Annotated in this window: 7 protein-coding genes; all 7 read right to left on the bottom strand. The window is 65.5% G+C overall.

The features are described from left to right. Nucleotides 1-252 precede the first annotated feature (252 nt). Nucleotides 253-945, bottom strand: a complete 693-nt coding sequence (locus B3D39_RS18045; protein ID WP_274963652.1) for a DUF4386 domain-containing protein — start codon at nt 943-945, stop codon at nt 253-255. Nucleotides 946-970: 25 nt separating this feature from the next. Beyond that, on the bottom strand, nt 971-1,870 hold the full coding sequence (locus B3D39_RS18040) for an EamA family transporter (RefSeq protein WP_274963653.1): 900 nt from the start codon (nt 1,868-1,870) through the stop codon (nt 971-973). A gap of 80 nt (nt 1,871-1,950) precedes the next feature. Next, nucleotides 1,951-2,448, bottom strand: coding sequence for an AAA family ATPase (locus B3D39_RS18035; protein WP_274963654.1), 498 nt, complete (start codon nt 2,446-2,448; stop codon nt 1,951-1,953). 23 nt (nt 2,449-2,471) lie between these two features. Continuing rightward, on the bottom strand, nt 2,472-2,621 hold the full coding sequence (locus B3D39_RS18030; RefSeq protein ID WP_274963655.1) for a hypothetical protein: 150 nt from the start codon (nt 2,619-2,621) through the stop codon (nt 2,472-2,474). A gap of 12 nt (nt 2,622-2,633) precedes the next feature. After that, on the bottom strand, nt 2,634-3,272 hold the full coding sequence (locus tag B3D39_RS18025; protein ID WP_274963656.1) for a DsbA family oxidoreductase: 639 nt from the start codon (nt 3,270-3,272) through the stop codon (nt 2,634-2,636). Next, nucleotides 3,272-3,895: an NAD(P)H:quinone oxidoreductase gene (gene wrbA, locus B3D39_RS18020; protein ID WP_274963657.1), complete on the bottom strand. Its 624-nt coding sequence runs from the start codon at nt 3,893-3,895 to the stop codon at nt 3,272-3,274. The genes B3D39_RS18025 and wrbA overlap by 1 nt, the downstream gene beginning before the upstream one ends. Nucleotides 3,896-4,001: 106 nt before the next feature. Then, nucleotides 4,002-4,382, bottom strand: a 381-nt coding sequence (locus tag B3D39_RS18015) for a LysR substrate-binding domain-containing protein (protein WP_286789932.1), incomplete at its 5' end; no start/stop codon positions are given.

Here is a 4,382-nt window from a genome sequence, read left to right as displayed (position 1 = left end):
AAGAAACCGTCGGCCGCATGCGCAAGCGCGTCCGCGACAATCTCACGACCACCTTCGCCAGCCATTACAAGACGCGCGTGAATCTCGACGAGATGCTGACGAAGGAAGCCGTGACCGACTACCGGAAGATGAAGACCGGGGAGAAATACCTCGTGACCCCCTGGTCCTGATGATGCATCGCCGAAGTGGCTCGGAACGGATCCGGGCCGCTTCGGATTCTGACGAACCGACAGTCGCTGGGCTAGACCAGAGTCAGCTCGCGCTCCGCCCGTGTCTGCGCGGCGGCAAAAGCAGCCTGAGGCAAAACGCAGTCTCTGCGAGGATCGTCACCCCGTATGCCGGGGCGAAAGCCGCCGAGAGGTCGGGGGCGAGAAACCGGATCCAGCTGCCAATCAGATAGACCAGACCGGCCAACGCGAGCCCCACCCCGAAGGCTCTCGCGAAGAGGCCCGAGCGCCAGACCAGAACGCCCATCATCAGGCTGTTCACACCGAAGAAGACCAACCCGAGATCGTAGCCATGGCCATGCAGATCGAGAAAGATCAATGCCAGCGACTGAGCGTCGGCCACATCATGGGCATTCGACAGAAGCAGCCAAGCCGTCTGCAACGCCATCAGGTTTGCCGCGATGAGGACCGCCTGAATCAGCCGGAACACCATCGCCGATAGGGCAAGACCCGGAGCGACGCTGCGGAAAATCAGATATAGCAAGACGGCAAGCCCCGCATCGCTCAGCGCCATCACCAGATCGGCGATGATCGCCAGCCGGAACTGGCCCGGTGCCGCCAGTATTGCCGAGGCCGTGCCCGCGGCATCCGAAAGTGCGATAAGCGGAGCGCGCAGGCCGAGCTCGGCACCGAGCCCCATGACGATGATGATGAGATATAGCAGCCCGGCGAGGCGCGACTTTCGGATCAGGTCGTCCGTCGGGGAAAGTTGGGCCACGCGGAAGTCCTCCGTTGATTGACGCTCACGCCGCTCTCGATTGCGCCACGTGCGACGGGCGGAAGCTATTGGCAACCTGCGGACGGTTCGCGCGCTGCCCGGCCCAGACCGAGATAAGAACGATAGCCGCGCCGCTCATCTGGAGCAACGACAGGCCCTGCCCCAGCCAGAGCCAGTCGAGGGTGACCGCCGTGACCGGGCTCATCATCCCCAGCATCGAGACCGCGCCGGGCTCGAGACGGGCGATGCCCCGGAACCAGATCGCGTATGTCGCGCCCGCCCCGATCAGGCCAAGCCAGATCAGACCTGACAGGTTCAGCGCGGTCAGCGGCGGCAGGGACGGCTCGACGATCAAAGCCAGTGGCAGCAGGATCAGCCCGCCCGCCGTCAGTTGCCAGCCGGTGAAACTCAGCGCCGAGACAGGCGGCTGCCATTTGCGGCTGAGCACGGTGCCCGCCGCCATCGACGCGGCCCCGCCAATACCGGCGATGACACCCACAGGATCCAATGCGGCCTCGGGCCCCAGCAGAAGAAGCGCGACACCCAGCACACCCGTCGCCGCGGCGATCACCGCACCGGCGCGCACCGGCGTGCCAAGCCAGCCGCGCGCCATGAGGATGACCATCATCGCCTGAAGCGAGCCGAGCGTCGCCGCGACCCCGCCGGGCAGCCGATAGGCCGCGACGAAGAGAAGACTCCAGAACAGGGCGAAGTTCAGACTGCCAAGGAGGAAAGTGCGGCCAAGCCATGCACGCGGCGGCAGCGACCGCGTGAGCGCGACCAGCAACACCCCCGCAGGCAAGGCGCGCAAGGCCGCAAGCGTGATGGGGTAGCCAGCGGGCAGCGCCTCGGTGGTGACGAGATAGGTGCTCCCCCAGATAGCCGGGGCGAGCGCCGTGAGAAGAATATCGGTGGTACGTGACATTGGGTGACTCGTATTCAGGGAGAAGCGCGCGCGCGAGAGAGAGAGAAGACTGGGCCTCGGGGCGGCAACGGTGCGCCGCGTTAGGCCCCTTCTGAATGCCTCACCTCATGGAGACCCTCCTCAGGCGTGGGTTCGACGAAATGGCGGGTGAACTGACGAAACTGGGCTTCGGAGACCTCGAACGGGTGATCCCCGCGATGATTGCGCGCCTTCAACCGCGCCAGGCATATAGCATCGGACACGTCGAGGACATGGAGCTGATGTGCCGCGTCCGTCTGATCGAGGATACCGCGTAGCCAGTCCCGTTGCGTGACGGTATTCGCCGGGAAATCGAGGACCACCGAAAGCCCCGCATTCAGCAGTTTCACGACATGCGGCGCGACGACCCGCCGGAGCCTCGAAGAATAGTCGACGTAATCGGACGGTGACCGCAACGCATCGGCGAAAAGCACATGGAGCCACTCGTCCTCGACGATGAGTACCGTTCCGGGCGCACGCGCCAAGCGTGCCGCCAGAGTGGATTTGCCAGAGGCGATCTTGCCGCACAGCATGTAGAGGGTCGGAGATGGATAGGTCATTTTGGCGCCTTCGGTCGGGTCGCTCAGCGGAAGTGGCGCGGCGAGAGACAGGGGCGCTCGGGCCAGGGCTCGAGCCCGATATCGCGCATCAGATAGGGCGAGAGATCGCGCGGCACGCGTCGCGGATGGAAGCGCCGATGCCGGAGACCACGGAACAACAAACGGATCTTCATCAGGGGCTCTCCTCACGCGACGAGTTTCAGCGAGCTGCGCAGCTGTGCCGCGAGGTCTTCACGCGTCCCGTTCACGAGCCGCGCGCCGGTTTCCCGGACGATCAGCGCGGGGATGGAGCGGACCTGAAGGGCACGGGCGCGTTGTCGATCGGCTTCGACGGCTTCGGTGGTGGCCGGATCGTCGAACGCCTCTGCGAAGGCCGCCGCCTCGAACCCGAGGCTTCGTGCGACGTCGCGCACGACGACCGGATCGGCGATGTTCCGGGCCTCGGTGAGATGCGCGCGCTGCAACCGGTCGAACATCTCCCAATGGGCGTCCTGCCCGCCCAGCGCCTCTGCGGCCTTGCATCCGAGCGCGGCGGCCATCCCGTGCGGATAGTCGAAATCAGCGGCCCGCATGGCCTCGATATCGACAAGCTCTGGCCGGTCGCTGACCTCTCTGCAGACCGCCCAATGCCCGAGGATGGTCGCGCGGGCGGCGTCGGGGGAGCCCCAGCGCGCGGCCATTTCTTCGCGATCGGCCTGCAGGACGAATGTGCGATGCCGGATGTCGAGATCGAACTCGGCGGCGAGGCTACGCATCCGCGACGAGATATTGAAACACCAGCAGCAGACCACGTCGTGAAAGAAATCGATGGTGAGCTTGGGCATCATGCGGCCTCCTCGTTCAGAGCGGCCCCTGCCAGCCGCGCCGCGATTCGTGCGACATGAGCGCCCTGAAACCGTGCACCCGCGAGATCGGTTTCGGTCGGTGTCCGTGATCCGTCCGCTCCGGCGATCGTGCCGGCGCCGTAGGGCGCACCGCCGACGATCCCGTCGGCCCGCGTCTGATCGGCGAAAGTGTAAGGCATCCCGGCGATGAGCATCCCGAAATGCTGCAGCGGAATCTGCGTGGAAAGCAGCGTCGCCTCGTGCCCGCCATGCTGCGAGCCGGTCGAGGTGAACACGGCGGCGACCTTGCCGACCAGCGCATTGCGCGCCCAGAGCCCGCCCGCCTGATCGAGGAAGGACTTCACCTGCCCGGCCATCATCCCGAACAGCGTGGGCGTACCGAAGATGATCGCATCATAGGCTTCGAGATCGGCGGGGCTGGCGACGGGCGTATCATCCGCGGCGAAGCCAGCCTTCTGCCGGATGTCATCGGGCAGGGTTTCGGGAACGCGGCGGAGATCGACATGCGTGCCGGGCACGCTGCGCGCCCCCTCCGCCTCGGCTTGGGCGAGCGCACGGACATGGCCGTAGCTGGAGTAATAGAGAACGAGAACGCGGGTCATTGGATCCTCTCAGGGCATGGGTTTCGTTGCCTGAGAAGATCGCGGATCAGCCGCTTGGGAATAAGCGGCCTAGGCGCAAATCACTCTTTACGCCGGTTGAAGAATGTCAGGGCGCCATCGCCGCCCGCAGGTGATCGAGAAACGCCGTCACTTTCGCATCCATGCCCAGCCGCGAGGCCGTCACCGCGAAAATCTCCGGCGCGGGCAGTTCCCACTCGGGCAGGACGCGCACCAGATCGCCGCGCCTCTCTGGCTCATTCGAGACGAAATCCGGCAAGGTGCCGATGCCTTGCCCCGCGATCAGCAGATCCCGTAGCACGAGGCTGTTGCCCACGCGAATGGCGGGATCGAGATCGAGGGTGATCGCGCCCTCCGGCCCGTGCAGCGCCCATTTCGTCAGATGGTCGGCCAGCAGGAAGCCGATGACCCTATGCTCCGCGATATCCTCCGGTCGCTCGGGACTGCCAGCCTGCGCGAGATAGGCGGG

This window comes from Thioclava sp. UBA3469 (assembly GCF_002378135.1).
Classification (GTDB): Bacteria; Pseudomonadota; Alphaproteobacteria; order Rhodobacterales; family Rhodobacteraceae; genus Thioclava; species Thioclava sediminum.
The sequence above is the reverse complement of the archived record's forward strand: the minus strand, read 5'-3'. Positions and strand labels throughout refer to the sequence as shown.

Excerpts from the sequence above, each read along its gene's own strand:
- B3D39_RS18025 (WP_274963656.1), bottom strand. The coding sequence starts at position 3,272 with ATGCCCAAGCTCACCATCGATTTCTTTCACGACGTGGTCTGCTGCTGG.
- B3D39_RS18030 (WP_274963655.1), bottom strand. The coding sequence starts at position 2,621 with ATGAAGATCCGTTTGTTGTTCCGTGGTCTCCGGCATCGGCGCTTCCAT.
- wrbA (WP_274963657.1), bottom strand. The coding sequence starts at position 3,895 with ATGACCCGCGTTCTCGTTCTCTATTACTCCAGCTACGGCCATGTCCGT.
- B3D39_RS18040 (WP_274963653.1), bottom strand. The coding sequence starts at position 1,870 with ATGTCACGTACCACCGATATTCTTCTCACGGCGCTCGCCCCGGCTATC.
- B3D39_RS18035 (WP_274963654.1), bottom strand. The coding sequence starts at position 2,448 with ATGACCTATCCATCTCCGACCCTCTACATGCTGTGCGGCAAGATCGCC.